Below are 20458 nucleotides of genomic sequence, written 5' to 3'. Positions count from 1 at the left end.
TACTAATTTTGGCTGATAATTAAATGATTTGCTTTTTGACTGATTTTAAGATTAAATACCTTCCTGATAACAAAAAGGATGTCGTCTGCATTCGCTGCAGGCACTGTTCCTGAAAGCCTTTTCTGCGCCAGCTCCGGCGCTTCTAAAGTGATGCTGTAGCCGTAATTGTCTTCCAGCACGTTCAGTATTTCCCGGAGGGTATAGCCATCCAGGTCTAATTCGTTGGCAGTCCAGGCTTTGTTGGCCTGTGGCTTTCTTTCCATTTCCTGTAGCAGCTGTTTACTGCTGTCATAAACAAAAGCGTCGCCGGGTTTGAGTATTTTGACAAATGCCCCGGGTCCGTTCTTTTCAATCCTCAGGCTACCTTCCAGCAGGGAGATCTCCGTGATGCTGCGGCGGTTCCTTACATTAAACTTAGTGCCCAGTACGGTGAGCGCAAGATTACTTACATGCACCTGGAATGAATCGGATTGTTGCCACCTGTTTTTAATGGCTATGTGTTTTACTTCAAAGTAGGCTTCTCCGTTCAGCCATATCTCCCTTGGCTTTGCCGATTTCCAGGAACGGGAGTAATAAATGGAAGAATTACCGTTTAAAGTAACCACAGATTCATCCGGCAGCACCACCTGTTCATGCTTTCCAAATGCGGTGGTATAGGATCTTTTCCCATGAGATGTCAGCTCCCGGACAACTATCATGAACAACAATACCGCTGCAGCAGCCGCTGTCCATTTAGCCACCAGTTTCAGGGGCCGGTACCGCCGCTGCTGTTGCTCTTCTGCTGCTATGTTGCCGGCAATTTTTTCCCATAGCAGTGATTTACCCTCAGCAGGACTATAAGCCGGTTCCCTGTTCAGGAGCAGTATCCAGGCACGGGCTTCTTCCATTGCGGCCCTCTTATCCGGATACTGCGTGGAGAGCTGCGTCCAGTAAGCAATTGCCGCGTTGTCCCACTTCAGTATATGACGAATAAATGTTTCATCTTCAAAGAAAGAAGTGGTAGTATAGTCCGTATAGTTCCCGTGCTGATGTTCCATAGCTGATTATATATACACTGCACTTTGAAATTTTATCCCTTGTTCGGGTTAAAAAATCAATAAATTTATTTTAATGGTTAGATATTAAATATTTTCTAACAATCATCTCATTAGATATGACTGTATTAGATTTTTTTCAACGAAACAACCGCCAGTAAAATAAGGAGATCAGATTTGGATAAGTATTGCCGGAGGGTATCTATTGCTTTATACAGCAATTTATAAGTACTGGAAACGGAAAGCTGCATGAGTGCAGCAATTTCTTCGTATTCCATTTCTTCATAGTAACGCAGGTGGATGATTTCCCTTTGCCTGGGTGTCATTTTTTCCAGGGCCGCCACCAGGTTGTTGCGGATGGTTTCCAGTCGCTCGCGGCTGATCAGGGTTTGGTCATACCCCAGTTCCTGCCCGGGCCAGGTCCATCCGTCCAGCACAGAGAAGCTGTGCTCCCGCTGCTGCACTTCCAGCATCCGGAGCAATACCCTGCGAAACGATTTATATAAATAATTTTTAACGGAGCCGGTATCTTTAATACCATCCCGGTTTTTCCAGAGTTTAACAAACAGGTTCTGCAGGGCGTCTTCTATCAGGTGATCATCTGCAGAAAATTTATGACCATAATTAAAGAGAGGAGTATAATATTTATCAAAGATCCTTTGCAGGGAGGATTCATCTCCGGACCGGAATGCCTCCCATATATCTTTGTCATCCTGCATTATCCTGGTCAATTCAGTTGGTTCAGCTGCGAAATTGCGGAAAATATTTCAAATATTTTCCCCCACAACTGCCATGAGTTAATAAAACGCAATATGAATAAGGATTTGGGAGCAACAACAGGGCAATATAAATAAACAATAATTATATGTGTCACATATACACTATAAATCTCCGGGGGCCGGCCGCTGATCCGGGGGAACAGCAACCGGATAACGATTATCTTTCTTCGCTGATCTTATCTCCTTTCACAGGGGAATAATCTGTTTTTGAAATCCCGTTCACTTCCAGTTTACTGAAATAACATTTAACGCCGGTGGCCTTATTCAGGTTTTCAATGTTTTGAAGATGAAAGTGCAGGTGAGGCTCGGAAGAATTGCCTGAATTACCACATAAACCGAGTAGCTGCCCCTGTTTCACCTGGTCGCCCTCCTTCACCTTTACGGAATGCTGTTTAAAATGTGCAAAGAAAACATACTCTTTATTCCTGGTTTTCATCAGTACCGCATTACCCGGAACATAGATGGGGTTCAATTCACCGGGGATATTGTCTTTAACGCCATCTACCGCCCAAACCACTTCCCCGTCGCAAGGCGCTATAATTGGCTGCCCGAACGCGTAATAATCCTCGTTTGTTTTTCCATTGGTCCTGAAGCTCCGTCCTTCTGCGTTATTTATCACAATATCAAAGGCGTTCTTCTGGAACCGGACATTCACGTGATAATTTAATTCTTTTGTATCACCGCCCCAGAACACCGTCCATTCGCCTTTAAAAGGCAGGTGCATAGCGGTAATGTTCCGTTGCAGCACCGGCTGTGTATCCGGCTCATATGGCTTTGCATACAGCCCTGTAATAGCATTGTTATTGTCTGCAGCTATGCTGAGAGAAATGATCCCTTTCTCAAACTCCGTTTTGTATACGGCAAATGGAGCCTGGTTTTCAAGGAAGGCCCTCTTTACAATATTGCCATAGCCGTTCTTTAAATTGGTAAGAAAAGCTTTTGTTTTGTCTGATGGTAAACTGATTTTAGCCTCCGGGGAAAATATAGCATAGATACTATCGAACTGACCAGCGTTATAGTACTTTTCAAATTTATCAGCCGTATACCGGTTAGCTGCATTTTCAGTTTGGCAGAAGGCAGTAAAAAAAGACAGGGATAACATTACTGCTAAAACAAATTTCAGTTTCATTTTCATTATTTAAAAGGGTTAGTAGCGGAAAGTAGCAATATTATTACATATAGCTGTAAAATAATTTGCCCGTTTCATTATACCCGTTCCGTAATTCTGTGCTATTCTTCCGCTCATCCGGGTTATTTCCGCGGTAAAGCCGGTGGTACTTTTGTCTTATCAAGATTAACAATATTTAAAAAAAGATATCATGAGCAAGATCATTCTGATTACAGGCGCCTCCAAAGGATTTGGAAAATTATGGGCGGAAGCCTTCCTCAAACAAGGCGATAAAGTAATTGCCACCGCAAGAGATACCAGCGCATTAAACGACCTCGTAACCGCCTATGGGGATCATATTTTACCCCTGAAACTGGATGTCAATAACCGGGAGGAGGTATTTGCCGCAATAGGCCAGGCCAGGCAACATTTCGGACGCATTGATGTGCTGATCAACAATGCGGGCTATGGCCTGTTTGGCACTACAGAAGAAACCACGGAAGCACAGGCCCGGCTGCAAATGGAAACCAATTTCTTTGGCTCCCTCTGGGTAGTGCAGGCCGTACTGCCGGTTTTCCGCCAGCAAAAAAGCGGGCATCTGATACAGGTATCCAGCTTCCTTGGGTTAACCACCCTGCCATTACTGGGATTGTACAATGCCTCCAAATTTGCAGTGGAAGGACTAATAGAAACGGTAGATTCCGAAGTGGCGCACCTGGGTATTAAAACCACTCTGATTGAGCCTAACGGGTATGCCACCGATTGGGCCGGGGCCTCTGCCACACAAACCAATGCCGATATTGAAGACTATGCCCCTGTTCGCGCGGCTTTTGCCAAATCAGGCGAAAACCCGGATATATGGGGCGTGCCCGCAGCTACCGTGGCGCCATTACTGCAAATTGTCCAAAGCGCCAATCCTCCCAAAAGATTACTGTTCGGGAAGATTGCCTACCATGGTATACAACAGGTGTACACGCAAAGGTTAAAAGAGATCGAAGAGTGGAAAGAAGTGAGCATAGCCGCACACGGACATTAAAACAAACCACCTGTGGCAGTACCGGCGCCCAACGCGCCGGTACTGTATATTTCGCTAATTTTGTAGTTATGAAGCATTACAAAACACTCAGTGAGCTGAATAAAGATAACGGCTGGCCCGCCCCGGAACATCCGTTGCTGAACATGGTAAGCTGCCGGAGCGATTGTCCTTTGGGCGACAGGGAGTTCACCACTGACTGCTACATCATCGCTTTTAAAAAACTGAAAGCCGGCGTGGTCATGTACGGCCGCACACCATACGACAGTACAAACGGATCCCTGATGTTCATGAAGCCCCGGCAGATCATAGAAATGAAAGGCCTTCAGTTTGAAGAAGCCGGTTTTATGATCATGATCCATGAAGATTATCTCAACGGGCATGAGCTTTTCCATACCATCGGGAAATATGGCTACTTCGATTACGAGGTAAATGAAGCACTGCACCTTTCTCCCCGTGAGGAAGAGGTTATCTGGGAACTGCACGATAAAATAAAAGCAGAATACACCAACAACCCGGATGAATACAGCAGGGAAATTATACTGGGCCATATCGCTTCCATACTGATGTACTCCCAGCGGTTTTATAAAAGACAGTTCATTAACCGCACATCGCTTTCCGGTAAAACAGTCACAAAATTCAACCAGGTCCTGCAGCAGTATATCAGCAATGGCAGCCTGCAAAAAGAAGGGCTCCCATCGGTCAATTATATGGCGGAGCAGCTGTTTATATCTCCCCGCTACCTCAGCGACCTGCTTAAACAGGAAACAGGTAAAACCGCATTGGAGTTAATTCATCTTTCCCTGATCTCAGAAGCCAAACACCTGCTGCAAACAGCAGATCAGGGCGTTGCCGAAATTGCTTATTTACTGGGTTTTGAAAATTCATCTTACTTCACCCGGTTATTTAAAAAACAAACAGGCATGAAGCCGCTGGAATTCAGGAAAAGTATACAATTGAACAGGTAACTACCGGAACTTTTTCAGCAGTTCTTCCTTTTTCCGCCGCGCTACTGTTACATATGCGCCGTTCTCCAGTTCTATCTGCCCTCCTTCTCCGCGGATGTAACGTTTGATGTAACGGAGATTGATGATATAGGAATGATGCGTGCGGAAGAAAAGATCCGCGGGAAGCAGTTCTTCGAAGTCTTTCATAGTACGGCTCGCCAGTAAACTGGGATGGTTGGCGAAATGGATAGCTGTATAATTGCTCTTTGCTTCGAGATATACAATATCCGTGATGGTGAAAAAAAGCAGGCCATCTAGGGTGGGGATGGCAATCTTGCCCAGGAGGGGTCTTGTATCAAGGTTTTGCTGTAGTACCCGGAGTTTTTCCTCGGTATGTTCCTGCGATTGCTCCTTTACTCTTTCAACAGCCGATCTCAATTCATCGATATCCACCGGTTTGAGCAGGTAATCGAAGGCCGCATAGCGGATAGCTTTGATGGCATACTGGTTGTAAGCAGTGGTAAAAATAAGATGAAAATCTTTTTGCGGAAGTAGGTGCAGCATTTCAAAGCCGTTCATACTTGGCATTTCAATATCCAGGAAAACGATATCAGGTTTTTGCTCCCTGATAAGATGCAACCCTTCTGCGCCATCGGCTGCTTCACCCAGCAATTCTATTTCCGGGCAATAGTCGTGCAGTTTTTCACGTAAGGCAACACGCCCTTTTTTCTCATCGTCAATGATTATAGCTGTCAGCATTACTGAATTTTTAATAGTACCTGAACCCTGGTGCCGGTGGGCTTTCCTTCGTTCTTCAAATCTGTTACCTCCACAGAGGCATATTCTTCGTTATTGAAAAATCTTACCCTGTCTTCACTCATTTGCATACCATAGGAGTGATCATGCCGCTTGCTGCCGGTTTTAACGGTATCCCTGCCTACGCCGTTATCTTCAATAACATATTCAATATGTTCTTCGTTCCTGGTTACTGTAATCGTAAGCCGGCCATTATTATCCGGGCGATATCTCAGTCCGTGCAGGATGGCATTTTCAACATAGGGTTGCACCACCAGCGGCGGCACCTGGAAATCGTCCTGCAGGAGGGATTCATCTGCCCTGATAGATGCGGTGAACTTATTTTCGTCGCGGAGCTGTTCCAGGTCGATATACAATTGCAGCGTTTCCAGGTCTTTCGCCAGGCTGATCACATTTTGCCTGGAGCTGTCCAGCACATTGCGCAGCAGTTTGGCAAATTTGTTAAGGTATACCGTGGCGTGATATTTATCATTGCTTTGTATCAGCGCATCAATACCGTTAATACAGTTGAAAATAAAATGGGGGTTCATCTGCGCCCGCAGCGCCATCATTTCTGTTTCGGCGATCCGGTGCCTTAGCTCCGCTTCCCTCCAGATGTTCTTAATTCTCCGTTTTACCAGGAGTACCGCCACCCCTATGACCAGGATCAGTGCAGCAATGCGGAACCACCATGTTTGCCACCATGCCGGATGAGCGGTTACAAACAGCGTAAGTGTTTGTTGCTGCAGGTTGGCCAGGTTATCAGCTACTGCTATGGTAATAGCGTATTCGCCGGGCCTGATATGATCAAGGGATAATTCCGGGCGATGTCCCAGGTCGTGCCAGGTATTCTCATCATTATATTTATACCTGAATTGCACTTTATAAGGATCGAGGTACGACAGGTCAGAAAAAAACAGGTACAGGGATGTTTCTTTCCTGGACAGCTCAATATGGGTATTATTCTCAGACCTGGCCACATCATTCACCCTGGTTTGGGTAAGTCGCAGGCGGTTGGTTAACCGGGTTTGCAGCATCTTTTCAGTGTCTATCAGCAATAGCCCGTCCGGGATGCCCAAAGCAAGTTTTCCATTGAGTAATTTTTTATGGGCATTTACCAGGTAGTCTGTAGGCAAGCCATCTATCTGCGACAGGCGCACCACTTTGTTCTTCTCCTTCAGCCATACATGCAGCCCTTCGCGGGTACCAAAAAATACGTTCCCGTGCTTGTCTTCCGAAATACCCACCACATAGGTATCCGTTATCCCATAATCATGTGTGTCTACTTTCTGGGTGATCCTTCCTTTTTCATTGGTGCGGTTCCATCCGCCGTAGGCGGAAAACAACAAAGTGCCATTAGCTCCCTGTCCAATGCTGTTGTAATAATCACCTACAAACACGCCCAGGTCTTTTTTATTGATGCTGGTATCAGAGATCTCAATAAATTGATTTTTATCCGGGTCGTAACGTGCAATGCCCCAGGCTTTGGGCATCCATCCTGCCAGCCAGATGTTGCCGCTGTTATCCACCAGTATATCGTTCCAGGTATTGCCTGTCCAGAAAGCAGTGTCGTTGTTAAATGCTTTGGAGAATTTTTTAAGACCGGGATAACTGTACCGTGCAATAGGCTGACCTGAGAATACCACCCAGTACTCGTTCTGCGGGGTAACCAACACCTTGCGTATGGCGCTCTTTATTTGCAGGTCCGGTAAGTGAAGCGGCTGGAAATGTTTATCGCGCCAAAGGAATATTCCCTTGCTGGTAGATAACAGCACCTGGTGGTCTACTTCATCCAGCGCATAACATTTGCTGCCGGCCTGCGCTGCAAAACGTTTCTCCCAAATTCCGTTTCCGTAAAACCAGACATCGCCCGACCTGGTAAGCATCCACAACCCGCTTGTTTTTTGTTCCACCACAGCTATCACCGGGTCGTCTTTTTCACCTGTACGTGGAATGGTGAGTGTTTCAAGTGCATCGGGAAGCGGAGTTAATTTAACCAGTCCTTTTGTAGTGGCTACCCAGAAGAGATTGGTACGTGTATCAAAACTTACATAATTGATCACGGCGGCATCAATGCTGCAAACTTCCCGGTAATTATGCTGTTCCAGCTGATATATTTTTTGTGTGGTGTAAAGAAACAATCCTTTTGCAGTAAGCAGGAATCCTTTTACTACCTCGTGGTTAGGAAGTGAAGGGAGATAATCAAATTCCCCTGTGGCGGGCTTTACCCTGATCAGCTTTCCGTCGGTGGTAGAAAGGATCACGTCTTCGTTATTCAACCGGATGGCGCTTTCATAGCTTAACCGGTTGATGGCTGTTTCAGGATGCAGCGCCAGTTTGTTGCCGGCTTCCTGCCACACCCAAAGGCCGGATCTTGCGGGCACCCATATGCTGCCACCGGCAACCTGCAGTATGTCGGTATTGATCTCTGCATCTTTATTATCGGGGCCTATAAGAAAGGAAGAGGTCTTACCCGTTTGTGGCAGGTAGTATTTTACATAGTTAAAATCTGTTGACCAGATCCTTCCCTTGCTATCTACAAAAATATTCCTATACGCATCATTATTCGGATCAGTATCTGTAAAAATATTTGCCGTCAGCAGCCGGGGCGCATTGTTAAAGCCCTGCAGGCGGTTCAGGCCCCTGTCGTCATAAAAGTAAAAGGCGTTATGATCCAGGAACAGATCGGTTACCCCGGATTGTACTGACGGGTGGTTTACAAAGCGGTAGCCATCATAAATGGAAATCCCTCTTTGTGACGCGATATATAAATAACCGGATGAATCAGGAATGGCGGCATTTACGTAGTCGGACGGAAGACCGTCCATATAATTCAGGGTTTGTTTCCTGTAGTGATCCTGGCCGTAAGCGCTCCCACTGAAGGTAAAGCAGCTACAGCATATTAACCCAAACAGTGCATGCGATATCATCCGCGTAAAGGCCACCGTTTTTTATTTAAATTTACAAACATTTACAGTTATCCTCCTATGTTTCTGCCCTGCTGCTACCTGGGTAAGGGCTGGGCCGCACAGGAGCCCCCGGATTTTAACCCGTAAGTAGCATTGTTAATGATATCATTGCCATAAGGAGTTAAGGTGCCAAATTCCCCGTTGGTGGTCATTTCCCGCGGTTTACAGCAATCCTGGCTATAGGACCAGGCCAGCCAGCCGATACCGCGGCTGCAGGCTTCTCCCAGGATAATACGATACAGATTGGTTATATCATAAACGCAACAAACATTATCATCCTGCCAGTTGCCTACTTCTCCAAAAACAAAACAGGTACCGGTGTTATTGATTTCATCCAGTTTTGTTTTAACTGCGGCCGCGGTGTTTGCATAATCTGTCCAATAGGTATGCGCGGAGAAAATAATATTCTTCCTGGGATCGGCATTGAGAATGTCTTTCGCTACCCTGGCCAGTGCGGAAGAAGATCTGCCACAATCAGGCGCATCAATCATTAATGGAATGGTGATGCCTGCATTACGCAGCTTTTGCACCGCCTGGATATAATTATTTTTGAATATTCCCTGTGCGGCCACGGGGTCTGCAGCCCATTCCACATCGCCAAACTCACAGGCAATGTTAGCGATCAGGTACTTCTTATGTTTATTGATCAGGTCAATCACTGCCGGCTTTTGCCACCAGGCTATGGCTACATTATTAAAATAATTCCAGTCGTTGCTGCACACCGTATTCTGGATCACCAGGATGGGGATCATTCCTTTCTCGTAGCAATATCCAATGATATCACTTAAGGTTCCGTTGTTCAGCAATCCATCCACCGTTCCGGGAGTTCCTTCTTCCGGATCATCCATAAAATGGGTACCATTGGTATACCATTGGATACGGATAGCATTGGCGCCGGTTTTTGCTGCTTCATCAATTTTGAATTTATATCGGGCCGGGGTTCCCAGGGTTGGCAAGCCTTCATCAATAATAGGATAATTGATGCCACGCAGCACGAACGATTGTCCACCTGCCAGTACCAGGTTTTTGCCTGATACGGTAATGGTAGCAGCGGCAGCAGGAGGATCTACGGGATCATTGTTATCATGGCTGCAACCTGTGCTCATGGCCAGCATCACTACAAGAAAAGTTAAAAAGGTGGATCCTTTCAGTGTTTTCATATTAACTGGTTTTATGTTTCACTACAGGTGAATCAATTACAGGAATACTGGTATCTCATTTCCCGGTTAACGGCTGCTGTGCTGCCTGTAAGGGTAGCTGTTTTTATCTTTCCTGTTTCATCATAGTCATAGTTTACATTGATGATTGTTGTCCCGTCTGTAAGCGACTTCACCAGGTTTTTATTATCGATCGGGTTTACGCCGGTAGACATCAGGTTGTCAAAACTTACAGCGCCTGCTTTCTGGGCGGGCCTATCGGTATAGTATTCAAAACTTCCTGTTCCTCCGCCGGATACTTCCTGCTTTACCACATTACCATTGGCCCAGGTATAAGTAGTAGTGGTGGTGGAATTGCTGGCGGGGTTACCGATAGATTCATACTTCCGGGCAGATAACTGTAATTCTCCCTTGCTATTATATTCGTAAGTAGTGGTAAAAACAGACATAAGTTTAAGTGGTTGTCCGGACGGGGTATAGTCATAGTTCTTTTCAACAATAAGTGTAGGTAATCCCATACTGTTAAGTTCAGCACGAAGTTGATTCGTTAATTGCCCGTCCCAGTGATCCGAATAACCATCGCGGGTGAACTGACTTTGCGTATAATTAAACAGGTAGCGCATCTTATAAAAATCGTCCATACCTACCTTACTTAACCTCCCGTCGTTGTCATAGCTAAGTGTATAGGTAGTGGTGGTAGCACCTGATTTTGCAGTGGCTACCGCAATGCGGCAGTTTTTATCCGGGGGCGGCGCCGGGCCGTTATCGTCCTTATGGCAGCCGGCCAGGACACAGGCCGATAGTAATAAGAAAGACCTGAAAAGTGATGTAGGTTTCATGATATTGTGTTTTGAATTTACGGGATTTTTCCTGTACTGCTGATGGTTACCGGCATATTATGCTGCGAGCCAGTCCCGCATCCTGATATACAGCTGGTTAGTCCAGTTGCCTCCGCAATGACTGTTACAACTGTTATCCGTCACTCCTTCGCTTTTCCATTTAAAAGGAGAATCGTTACGGATGGCGTCATACAGGGCTTTTCCTGAAAGCCCGCCCGGATCAGGGGAGCCGGAACAGCTGATGGAATATACCGGTACATGGAAATAGGTGGCTCCTTCAATAGCGCCGCAGGCGGCAAGTACTCCCTGACAATAGGCCAGTTTGGCGGTCCTGGCCGTATTGTTCAGGAGCATATAGGCAGCATAGGAATAACCTCCAACTACAGCACGGTTCTTATTAAGCCCGGATTTCACCGCCAAAGCGGAGATGCACTTGTCGTAATCTTCCGCCACCATATCCGAACTGGCATCCCAGTTGGCCAGGCCCGGGGTTTTGCGGTATTGAACAATGGCGGCTATATAATTATTTTCCGCAGCTTTACGACACAGGGATATTTCGGTATCGCCATCCATACTGCCGGGTCCGGGCTTCTCGGCGTCGTTGCCACTTCCCATCACCAGTATACCGCTATAACTTGCGAGACCTTCTTTTACAAACAATTTATAGGTAACGCCGTTATTGGTTTCCACCACGCCGTTCATGCCTTCATCGGGTTTATTGTCGGATCTCTTGCTGCAATAAGACAAGAGCAAGGCAAATAATGCCGCACAACAGTATAGGCTGAAATAAGCATGTGTTTTCATGAGCTGATAATTGGTTGTAAAAACGTACATCCACTGATTCAATTCAAAAGTCCACCAGAAACAGGGAAGGCGGAAGTGCCGTTTAGCAGATGGGGGAAATTATTGAGCCGGTGGGGGAATAATCATGAAAACGTATGGAGTATATTGGAGAGATGCTATTTCAGTGCAAATGACATTAATGGCGCCACCGGAGCTAGCTGGCACCTATTACCGCCATTTCTTCCGGGCGTCTTTACCGGAAAACAGCGCGGGTATCAACAAAAAAAAAGCGCCTGTAAAAATTTTACAGGCGCACTTTTTTTTATTGATTCAGCTTAAGGTTCGGATGGCTCGCGTTCCAATGCTTTCTTCAGTTTATTGTACAATGTCAGATCCGGCTCAGGCTGATTTTCCATCCAGCCAGCGGTAAGTCCTTCAAACCTTGCCCGGTAAAAAGTGGCATTTTCCGGGTACATTCTTAATCCGTCATAATATCTTCTCAGGAAAGTTTCATAGTTCAGGCGATCCTTTCTGCCGGCAAATCTTGCACCTTCTTCGTAACCATAATTAAACTCCCGTTCATACTCTGAAAGTACAGGGCCGGTAGGATTAGGATTAGGCGGGCGCAACGGTGGAAGTGTCTGGGCATGGATCGACAAAGATCCTAACAAAACAATTAACAGCACAGCAGCTGTTTTAGCAACAGCATTCCATTTCAAAAATAGCTTTCTTTTATTCTCCATAAAATAGTATTTAGACAATAAATTTAGCTATCCTTACTATCCGACAATAGTACAAAAGCGACAAGTTTTATCAGCATAATCATGAGATCACCGGATGCCGGTGATCTCATGATTTTTTTATTATTACCACTTTATCTGCAACTCAGTGCGCCTGTTCTGTCTGTATTCCTCTTCTTTACACGGCACGCCATCTTTACAACCATTCACAGGATCACGTTCTCCTTTATTGCTGTAGTAAAGACGTTTGGGATCGATGCCTGCATTCACCAGGTAATCTATTACTGCATAGCAGCGCAATGCCGACAGATCGGTATTATACTGGTCGGAACCGCGGTTATCCGCGAAGGAAGCAATCACGATCCGCCAGTCAGGATGGCGTTTCAACACCAGCGCCACCTGGTCCAGGATCTTCCGGGATTCAATGAGCAGCGATGCACTGTTGTAATCATACAGGAACTTCAGTTGTTCCAGCTTTTGTTTATCTGTTTCTTCTTCTACGGTATGTTTTTTCTCTACCAAACCTGGCCGGCCGCCTGTTACAAGTGGTGCAACATGGTCTGTAACAACCGGTGGTGGCTCATTGCCATTAAGCCTGTTAAAGAAATCACGATCTGAAAAATAATATACATCGTCTTTACCCATGCCGCCTGGTTTGTTGGAGGCCAGGTAGCCTTCATAGCCGTTACGTTTCAATATGAGCCCTATATCATCTGCCCCTGAGTTAAAGGGCACTTTCATATTTTCAGGTGTTCCCCAGGCTGTCTTCTCCCCTTTTACCCGGTAGATATCATACCCTCCCATCCCTGCATATCCCCTGCTGGAAAAATAAAGAATGCCTTCTTCATTAACGGTGGGGAAAGTTTCTGCGGCTACCGTGTTTACCTGGCTGCCGCAATTCACGGGTGCGCCCCAGGTACCATCGGCCTGCTTTTCAGCGTACCAGATATCGGTTTGCCCCTGCCCGCCGGGGCGGTCAGATACAAAGTACAGTATATTGCCATCCGTGCTCAGCACTGCGTGACTGGAAGAATATCCCTCCATATTAATACCGGGCATCAGCACGGGGGTGGTCCAGTTGCCGTCCTTTTTCACAGACTGGTAGATCTGCAGGTGACGCACACCATTCACGAAACCTTTACTGGTAACCGGTATATTGCCTCCCTGTATATTGATCGTGGCATACAGCGTGTCTTCTCCACGGCTAAAACATACCGGGCCTATATGGTAATCATAGTTGCCGAGCAGCTTAGGCACCAGCTCTTCCAGGTAAGTGTTGGAGTTACCGCCGGAGTATTGCTGGTAAATATAGGCTTTGTAATAGGGTTGTTCTGTACGTTTGTCAACAGGTGGATGCGCCTGCGAACCACTGTTAAGCGCCAGCGAACGGTACCCGTTCGACATCAGCAGCAATCCTCTATTTACAACACCGCTAACCAGGTCGGAGCCATAGGTATTCAGCTCTTTAAGTGGTTTTAATTGCACGGCGGGCGCCTGTTTAAGCCATACCACCGCACTGTCGCAACCCTGCAGGGCAACGTCTTTTAACTTAAGACTGTCTGCATTGGACGTGGTAAACAACGCATATTGCTGCTTTGCCGCATCATACTGTTCCATTTGCCGGAGCACTTCGCCATAGGCAAAATAAGCGGCAGCCGGGTGGTCGGGGCGACTGATAATCTCCTCGTATACATCTGATGCTTCTTTATAATAACCGATCTCCTGGTAACTATGCGCCATTTTCATCAGCTGATCCACGGGCATCTTTTTTCCCTTGTTACGGGCGATCCTGTTATAGAGCGCTCCTGCTTCGGCATATTGCTGTCTTGCATACGCTGCGTTGGCTAACTGCGACAAGCTTTTCTGCTCCTGGCTATACAGGTGGAAGGTGCTCAACAACATCAGCGGAATGATAATAATACAACGTCTCATACGGGTAGTAACTAAGGTTTAAAAATACCGGGGACTCTTTACAGTGAAATTTTTCGAAGGGATTAAAAAGCCTAATGATATTTCATGCGATCCTCCCTGGTAACCCGCCATTTTATTAATGCTCAGATCGTAGGAATATCCGATCCTCAGGGTCTCTGTAGCGTAAAACTCCACCATCACACTGGCCGCATCCAGTTCACTCAGGTCCTTTTGCAGGTTGGTTTTGTTCCAGATGCCCACACCGGTACGGTAGGAAGCGCCTGCCCACAGCTTTTCGCCAATCAGCAGGAAAGCGTTGATATCTACGTTGGTGGGTCCTTTAAAATCTTCCTTGATAAGGATAGAAGGTTTCAGCTGCAACCCTTCACTCAGTGGAAACATAGCGCCGGTGGTAACATACAGGTGCTGTGTTTTACGGATGGTGGCATAATTGTTTCCTTTCCAGTTATACCGTGTAGCATCGGTATAAAGGGAAAGCAGGTCCATCACCGAAGCTCCTGCATAAAAGCGGGGAGTATAGTAATAAATCCCGAACCGGGCATCCGGCACCCACACGCTCTTTTTACCCAGGGGTATGGCCGAGTCGTCGTTATCAGTGTATTGCAGGGCTGTACCGTCAATAGAATACTGGGTAACACCGCCGCCAATGCCAAAGCAAAGCCGGCGTGTGCCTTCATCGTCCAGCGGAATGCGGTAAGCATAAGAGCCATAGAGCGATAAAGCTTCCTGCGGTCCCAGTTTATCAAACAACATTTGCAGTCCCAATCCCACCTTATTATCACTGGCGGGCGTTACACCATCCAGCGATACCCCGCCGGTCCGCGGCGCACCAGGGAATGAGGCCCACTGGTGCCGGTAAACCGTGTTTACATACAGGTCTTCCTTATAACCTGCATAGGCGGGATTAACGCTTAACCCGTTGAACACATACTGGCTGAACTGTATGTTCTGTTGCGCCACTCCGCGCATCCCGATTACCAGCAACATCCCTATTATTCCTGCTCTGAGCATTGTTTGCATCTTTTACTTTTTTTGTAGCAGATATTAATATTTTCTTTTACCGCAGTATTGTTATCCAGCCTTTATACTTTTTGATACCGTCCGGTTTCTTCACTTCCAGTATATAGTAGTAGGTGCTTTCGTTCAGGTTAGAACCGTTCCAGTCGTTGCGGTAATCCCTGGACTGGTACACCTGTCCGCCCCAGCGGTTGAAGATATACAGTGTTGAACCCGGATATTTTTCCAGTCCGCCAATAATGAACCTTTCGTTCTTACCATCGCCGTTAGGCGTAATCACATTCGGGAACAACAGGTCTGATCCTTCTACTCCCACTGCAGATACTCCTGTATTATTCGTGCTGTCGGCATCCGGCATATTTGTACTGTAAGCAGTAGCTTCATTCACCAGTTGTCCGCCTTCTATTACACGGGAAGTCAGCGTCATTTGTACGGTAGCTCCTGCTGCCAGGTCGCCAATATTCCATTCTACCAGTTTAGTAGCCGGCGTTACCACTACCTGTCCTCTTTCAGCGGAGGTATGGGAAGGCACATCCAGTTGTACCGGCAGGCGGTCTTCCGCTTTCACGGCCGTCATGGCTACGTTGCCGGCATTCCTTACTGTGATGCGGTAAGTAAGGTTCTGACCCATGCGGTAAGGTCCTGTTACCGGCGCTACTATTTCTTTGGTAACGATCAGGTCGCCGGTGTATTTGTCGGTGTCGGTAATCGTTACGGTAGCTTCGCCGACGCTGCCTTTTGTAAAGGTGTAGCTGGCCGACTGTCCACCGGTAAGCATGAACACCACAGTTTCCGGAGATTCTACTTCATTGTCGTTCAGCACACTCACGGGAACGGTTACACTGCTGGCGCCTGCCGGGATGGTAATCGTACCGGTAATAGCCGTGTAGTCGGCATCCGGTGTGGCGGTACCACCAATCATGTATTGTATGGTGATAGGCTCTGCAGTGCGCTTGCCGCTGGCCAGGCTGATGGTGAACGCGCCGTTTACATCCGGCTCGGTAGCATCTGGCTTGCTGGCGCTAACCACCAGGTTCAGGTTAGTATGATCGTCGTCTGCAATGGTTACAGTAGCAGTGCTGTTCGCGCCTGTGGTGTAACTCATGCGGGCCGATTCACCACCGGTAATGGTGAGCACCACGGTTTCAGCTGGTTCTATCAGGTCATCGTCTGTTACGGTTACCGGTATCACTACGCTCGACTGGCCCGCAGGGATCACTACTGTACCGGTGAGGGCGGTGTAGTCGCTGCCAGCTGTAGCGCTTCCTGCGATGGTGTAAGTAACTGTGATATCTGCAGCCGGTATTTTGCCGCTGGCCAGGCCGATGGTGAATGCGCCCGGTGTGGACGGTTCTGCTGCATTTGGCGTAGTAGCGCTAACGGTCATATCCATATTCACGTTATCATCGTCTGCTATATTCACCGTAACAGTGCTGCTGCTGCCTGGCGTAAACACAAGGCCGTTAGCCGTACCACCGGTTCCTGTAATGATCACTGTTTCGTTGCCTTCTATCAGCTGATCATCGGTTACGGTTACCGGTATGGTGACGCTGTTCTGACCAGCCGGGATCACTACGGTGCCTGAGAGGGCAGTGTAATCGCTACCACCTTTCGCCGTACCTGTTACGGTATAAGTAGCGGTGATGTCCACAGCTGCAGTAACCCCGGTTGGCAGGCCAATTGTGAAGCTGCCGTTGGTAGCCGGTTCTGCACCATCTGCATTTTTAGTGATGTTCAGTACCAGGTTGCTTTCATCATCGGTGATGTTCACCGTAGCACTACCACCGGTAGTGAGGGTAAAGTGTGCAGCACTGGCGCTGGTTGGTGTCAGGATCACTGTTTCTGTACCTTCTATCACCTGGTCGTCTGTAACGGTTACCGGTATGGTAACACTGTTCTGTCCGGCCGGGATCACTACGGTACCTGTGAGGGCAGTGTAATCTGCACCCGGTGTAGCCGTACCCGTTATAGTATAGTTCACCGTGATATCTTCTGAGGAAGTGATGCCTGCCGGCAGACTGATAGCGAAGTTGCCGTTAGTGGCAGGTTCTGCGCCGTCTGCACCTTTAGTAGCTGTTACTACCATGTTGGCCGGTGCACTGCTTTCATTATCGGTGATATTGACGGTGGCATTACCATTACCTGCAAAAGTGAAGTGAGCAGAAGTACCACCGTTGAGGGTAGCTATCACCGTTTCTGTTACTTCTATGATCTGGTCGTCCGCAACTACTACGGGAACGGATACACTGTTTTGTCCGGCCGGGATCACTACGCTGCCTGTGAGGGCGGTATAATCTGCGCCGGCAGTAGCGGTACCCGCTATCGTATAGTTAACGGTGGTTGCTTCAGAAGAAGTGATACCTGCAGGCAGGCTCACCTTAAAGCTACCGTTGGTGGCCGGTTCTGCGCCATCTGTATCTTTGGTGATGGTCAGTGCCAGGCTGGCCGGTGTAATACTTTCGTCATCGCGGATGTTTACAGTAGCACTACCGGTGCCGGTGAAGCTGAGACTGGTGGAAGTTCCTCCATTCAACGTCATGACCACGCCTTCGGTTACTTCAATTATCTTATCATCTTTTACTGTTACCGGCACACTTACGCTGTTCTGACCCGCCGGGATAGTAATGGTTCCCGTGATGGCGGCATAGTCTGTTCCGCTGGCAGCAGTGCCGCTTACGGTATAATTCACCTGGATGTTTTCAGCTGTAATAATACCTGCAGGTAAGCTGATACTAAAGCCTCCGTTTGTGGATGGTTCTGCAGCATCAGTTGTTTTCACAATCATCAGTGTGCGGTTGGCGGCGGTGTTTTCATCATCTGTGATGTTGACGGTGGCCGATCCGCCACCGGTGAAGGCAAAGCTGGTGGATTTACCGGCGGTGAGGGTCATATGCACTGTTTCAGTACTTTCCAGGATCAGGTCATTGATCACTGGCACCGGTACGGTCACGCTGTTCTGACCGGCAGGGATCACCACGGTGCCGCTGAGGGCAGTATAGTCTGCTCCGCTGGTAGCTGTACCATTAATGGTATAGTTCACGGTAACTGCTTCGGACGAAGCCAGGCCCGCAGGCAGGCTGATGGTGAATTCACCATTTGTGGCCGGTTCAGCAGCATCTTTGGTAGCAGTTACAGCAAGTATACGGTTAGCCGCTGTGTTGTCATCGTCCAGTATGTTCACAGTAGCGTTGCCGGTTCCTGTGAAAGTAAAGCTGGAAGAAGATCCACCCGTAAGCGTCATTACCACTGTTTCTGTGTTTTCTATCAGCTGGTCGTCGATCACCGGTACCTGTACGGTAACGCTGTTCTGACCGGCAGGGATCACAGCAGAAGCGCTCAGTGCAGTGTAGTCTGCACCTGCGGTAGCGGTACCGCTTATTGTATAATTTACGGTCACGTTCTCAGATGCTGTAATACCGGCAGGCAGGCTGATCGTGAATGTGCCGGCTGTAGACGGTTCTGATGCGTCGGCAGTTTTTGCCACTGTGAGCACCCTGTTAGCCGCAATGTTATCATCGTCTGTAATATTCACGGTGGCATTACCTGTGCCGCCTGCAGTGAAGGTGAAGCTGGCAGCAGTTCCACCGGTTACCGTTAACACTACTGTTTCCGTTGGTTCAATCACCTTATCGTCTGTCACTGTCACTGGTACGGCTATACTATTCTGACCGGCAGGGATGGTAATCACCCCGGTGATAGCGGTATAGTCTGTACCAGTTGTAGCGGTACCTGCTATAGTATAGTTAACGGTGATATCTTCCGCAGCAGTAAACCCTGCAGGCAGGCCAATGCTAAAGCCGCCGTTGGTAGCTGGTTCCGTGGCATCGGCGGTATTGGTTACCAGCAGTATGCGGTTAGCAGCCGTATTATCATCATCGGCGATATTCACCGTAGCGTTACCGCTGGTTGTGCTGGCGGTAAATACGAAGCTGGTGGATGTACCGCCTGTTACTGTCATGATCACGGTTTCGGCGCCTTCAATGATCTGGTCGTCTGTTACAGTCACCGGTACGTTCACGCCGTTCTGACCGGCAGGAATTATTACTGTACCGGCAAGGTTGGCATAATCAGTACCATTCACCGCGGTGCCGGCAATAGTGTAATTCACAGTGATATCTTCCGCAGCGGTGATACCGGCAGGCAGGCTTACATTGAAGTTGCCGTTCGTGCCTGGTTCTGCGCCGTCTGCTGTTTTGCTCACCTGTATTACACGGTTGGCAGCATTATCATCGTCGCCATTAATATTCACGGTAGCCTTACCATTGGTGGTGCTGGCCGTGAAGGTGAAGCTGGTGGAAGTACCATTGGTGAGGGTCAGGATCACTGTTTCCTTGTTTTCAATGATCAGGTCGTTGATCACACTCACTGGCACGGCTACACTATCTTTTCCTGCAGGGATCACTACCGTACCGCTGAGGGCTGTGTAGTCTGTTCCGCTTGCAGCTGTACCGGTTACGGTATAATTCACGGTAATATCTTCGGCTGCGGTTACTCCACGAGGCAGGCGGATCGCAAAGCTGCCGTTGGTAGCAGGTTCACTGGCATCGCCTTCGTTGCTTACGCTCAGCACCCTGTTAGCTGCGGTGTTATCATCATCTGCGATATTCAAGGTGGCGTTTCCAGCGGCGCTGCCTGGCACGAGCGTGAAGCTGGTGGAAGTTGCCCCTGTAGCCGTCAATATTACTGTTTCTGTATTTTCTATAATCTGATCGTCGGTCACATTTACGGTTACCGGCACGCTGTTCTGACCGGCAGGGATCACCACGGTTCCACCCAGGGCAGCGTAGTCTGTACCGCCTGTAGCTGTACCGCCTATGGTATAGCTTACCGTGAGATCTTCAGCTGCGGTATATCCTGCAGGCAGGCCAACGGTAAATGTTCCATTGGTAGCTGGTTCTGCACCGTCCACAGGGTTGGTCACGTTGATCACCAGGTTAGCCGCAACATTGTCGTCATCAGCAATATTCACCATCGCGTTGCCGCTGGTAGTGCTGGCCGTGAAGTTAAAGCTGGTGCTGGTACCGTCTGTAAGCGTGAGGTTCACGGTTTCAGTGGTTTCAATTACCTGGTCGTTGATCACCGGTACGGTTACGGTTACGCTGTCTTCACCCGCAGGAATTATTACTGAACCACTCAGAGCAGTAAAGTCTTTTCCGCTGGTAGCTGTACCGTTGATGGTATAGTTCACGGTGATGGGTTCCGATGCGGTGATGCCCAAAGGCAGGGTAATGGTAAATACGCCATCGGTACCCGGTTCTGCGGCGTCGGTGGTTTTCACCACGCTCAGCACGCGGTTAGCCGCGGTGTTATCGTTGTCTGTGATGT

At 48.0% G+C, this 20458-nt stretch carries 14 protein-coding genes; 2 read left to right on the top strand and 12 right to left on the bottom strand.

From position 1 onward, the window contains the following. Window positions 1-2: 2 nt before the first annotated feature. From VIM72_RS14400 to VIM72_RS14390, 3 genes are all read right to left on the bottom strand, one after another. Window positions 3-1037: a FecR family protein gene (locus VIM72_RS14400; protein WP_332003520.1), complete on the bottom strand. Its 1035-nt coding sequence runs from the start codon at window positions 1035-1037 to the stop codon at window positions 3-5. Window positions 1038-1162: 125 nt separating this feature from the next. Further along, window positions 1163-1753 carry a sigma-70 family RNA polymerase sigma factor gene (locus VIM72_RS14395; RefSeq protein WP_332003519.1) on the bottom strand — a complete coding sequence of 197 codons (591 nt, stop codon included), beginning with the start codon at window positions 1751-1753 and terminating at the stop codon, window positions 1163-1165. Between the two features lie 217 nt (window positions 1754-1970). After that, on the bottom strand, window positions 1971-2942 hold the full coding sequence (locus VIM72_RS14390) for a peptidoglycan DD-metalloendopeptidase family protein (RefSeq protein ID WP_332003518.1): 972 nt from the start codon (window positions 2940-2942) through the stop codon (window positions 1971-1973). 190 nt (window positions 2943-3132) lie between these two features. Here VIM72_RS14390 and VIM72_RS14385 point away from each other — a divergent pair, with 190 nt between their 5' ends. After that, a complete protein-coding gene (locus tag VIM72_RS14385) occupies window positions 3133-3957 on the top strand; it encodes an SDR family NAD(P)-dependent oxidoreductase (protein WP_332003517.1) in 825 nt (274 codons plus the stop codon). Then, entirely contained in the window at window positions 3921-4922 is a 1002-nt protein-coding gene (locus VIM72_RS14380; protein ID WP_332003516.1) for a helix-turn-helix transcriptional regulator, read from the top strand. Before VIM72_RS14385 ends, VIM72_RS14380 begins: the two co-directional genes overlap by 37 nt. Here the strand turns inward: VIM72_RS14380 and VIM72_RS14375 are convergent, their stop codons facing one another. From VIM72_RS14375 to VIM72_RS14335, 9 genes are all read right to left on the bottom strand, one after another. After that, window positions 4923-5660: a LytTR family DNA-binding domain-containing protein gene (locus VIM72_RS14375; protein ID WP_332003515.1), complete on the bottom strand. Its 738-nt coding sequence runs from the start codon at window positions 5658-5660 to the stop codon at window positions 4923-4925. Further along, window positions 5660-8524, bottom strand: a complete 2865-nt coding sequence (locus VIM72_RS14370) for a sensor histidine kinase (protein WP_332003514.1) — start codon at window positions 8522-8524, stop codon at window positions 5660-5662. Before VIM72_RS14370 ends, VIM72_RS14375 begins: the two co-directional genes overlap by 1 nt. A 176-nt stretch (window positions 8525-8700) precedes the next feature. Further along, entirely contained in the window at window positions 8701-9825 is a 1125-nt protein-coding gene (locus tag VIM72_RS14365) for a cellulase family glycosylhydrolase (protein ID WP_332003513.1), read from the bottom strand. A gap of 32 nt (window positions 9826-9857) precedes the next feature. Beyond that, entirely contained in the window at window positions 9858-10661 is an 804-nt protein-coding gene (locus VIM72_RS14360) for a hypothetical protein (protein WP_332003512.1), read from the bottom strand. Window positions 10662-10718: 57 nt separating this feature from the next. Further along, window positions 10719-11465, bottom strand: a complete 747-nt coding sequence (locus VIM72_RS14355; protein WP_332003511.1) for a hypothetical protein — start codon at window positions 11463-11465, stop codon at window positions 10719-10721. A gap of 314 nt (window positions 11466-11779) precedes the next feature. After that, a complete protein-coding gene (locus tag VIM72_RS14350) occupies window positions 11780-12187 on the bottom strand; it encodes a hypothetical protein (protein ID WP_332003510.1) in 408 nt (135 codons plus the stop codon). 123 nt (window positions 12188-12310) lie between these two features. Next, on the bottom strand, window positions 12311-14116 hold the full coding sequence (locus VIM72_RS14345) for an OmpA family protein (protein ID WP_332003509.1): 1806 nt from the start codon (window positions 14114-14116) through the stop codon (window positions 12311-12313). Window positions 14117-14134: 18 nt separating this feature from the next. After that, the gene (locus VIM72_RS14340) at window positions 14135-15136 is read right to left on the bottom strand and encodes a type IX secretion system membrane protein PorP/SprF (RefSeq protein WP_332003508.1); all 1002 of its coding nucleotides are present in this window, start codon (window positions 15134-15136) and stop codon (window positions 14135-14137) included. A gap of 37 nt (window positions 15137-15173) precedes the next feature. Next, window positions 15174-20458: Calx-beta domain-containing protein (locus VIM72_RS14335; protein ID WP_332003507.1), on the bottom strand; the 5285-nt coding region annotated here is incomplete at its 5' end.

This window comes from Chitinophaga sp., assembly GCF_036569185.1.
Taxonomy (GTDB): domain Bacteria; phylum Bacteroidota; class Bacteroidia; order Chitinophagales; family Chitinophagaceae; genus Chitinophaga.
This window is presented reverse-complemented; position numbering and strand designations above follow the sequence as displayed.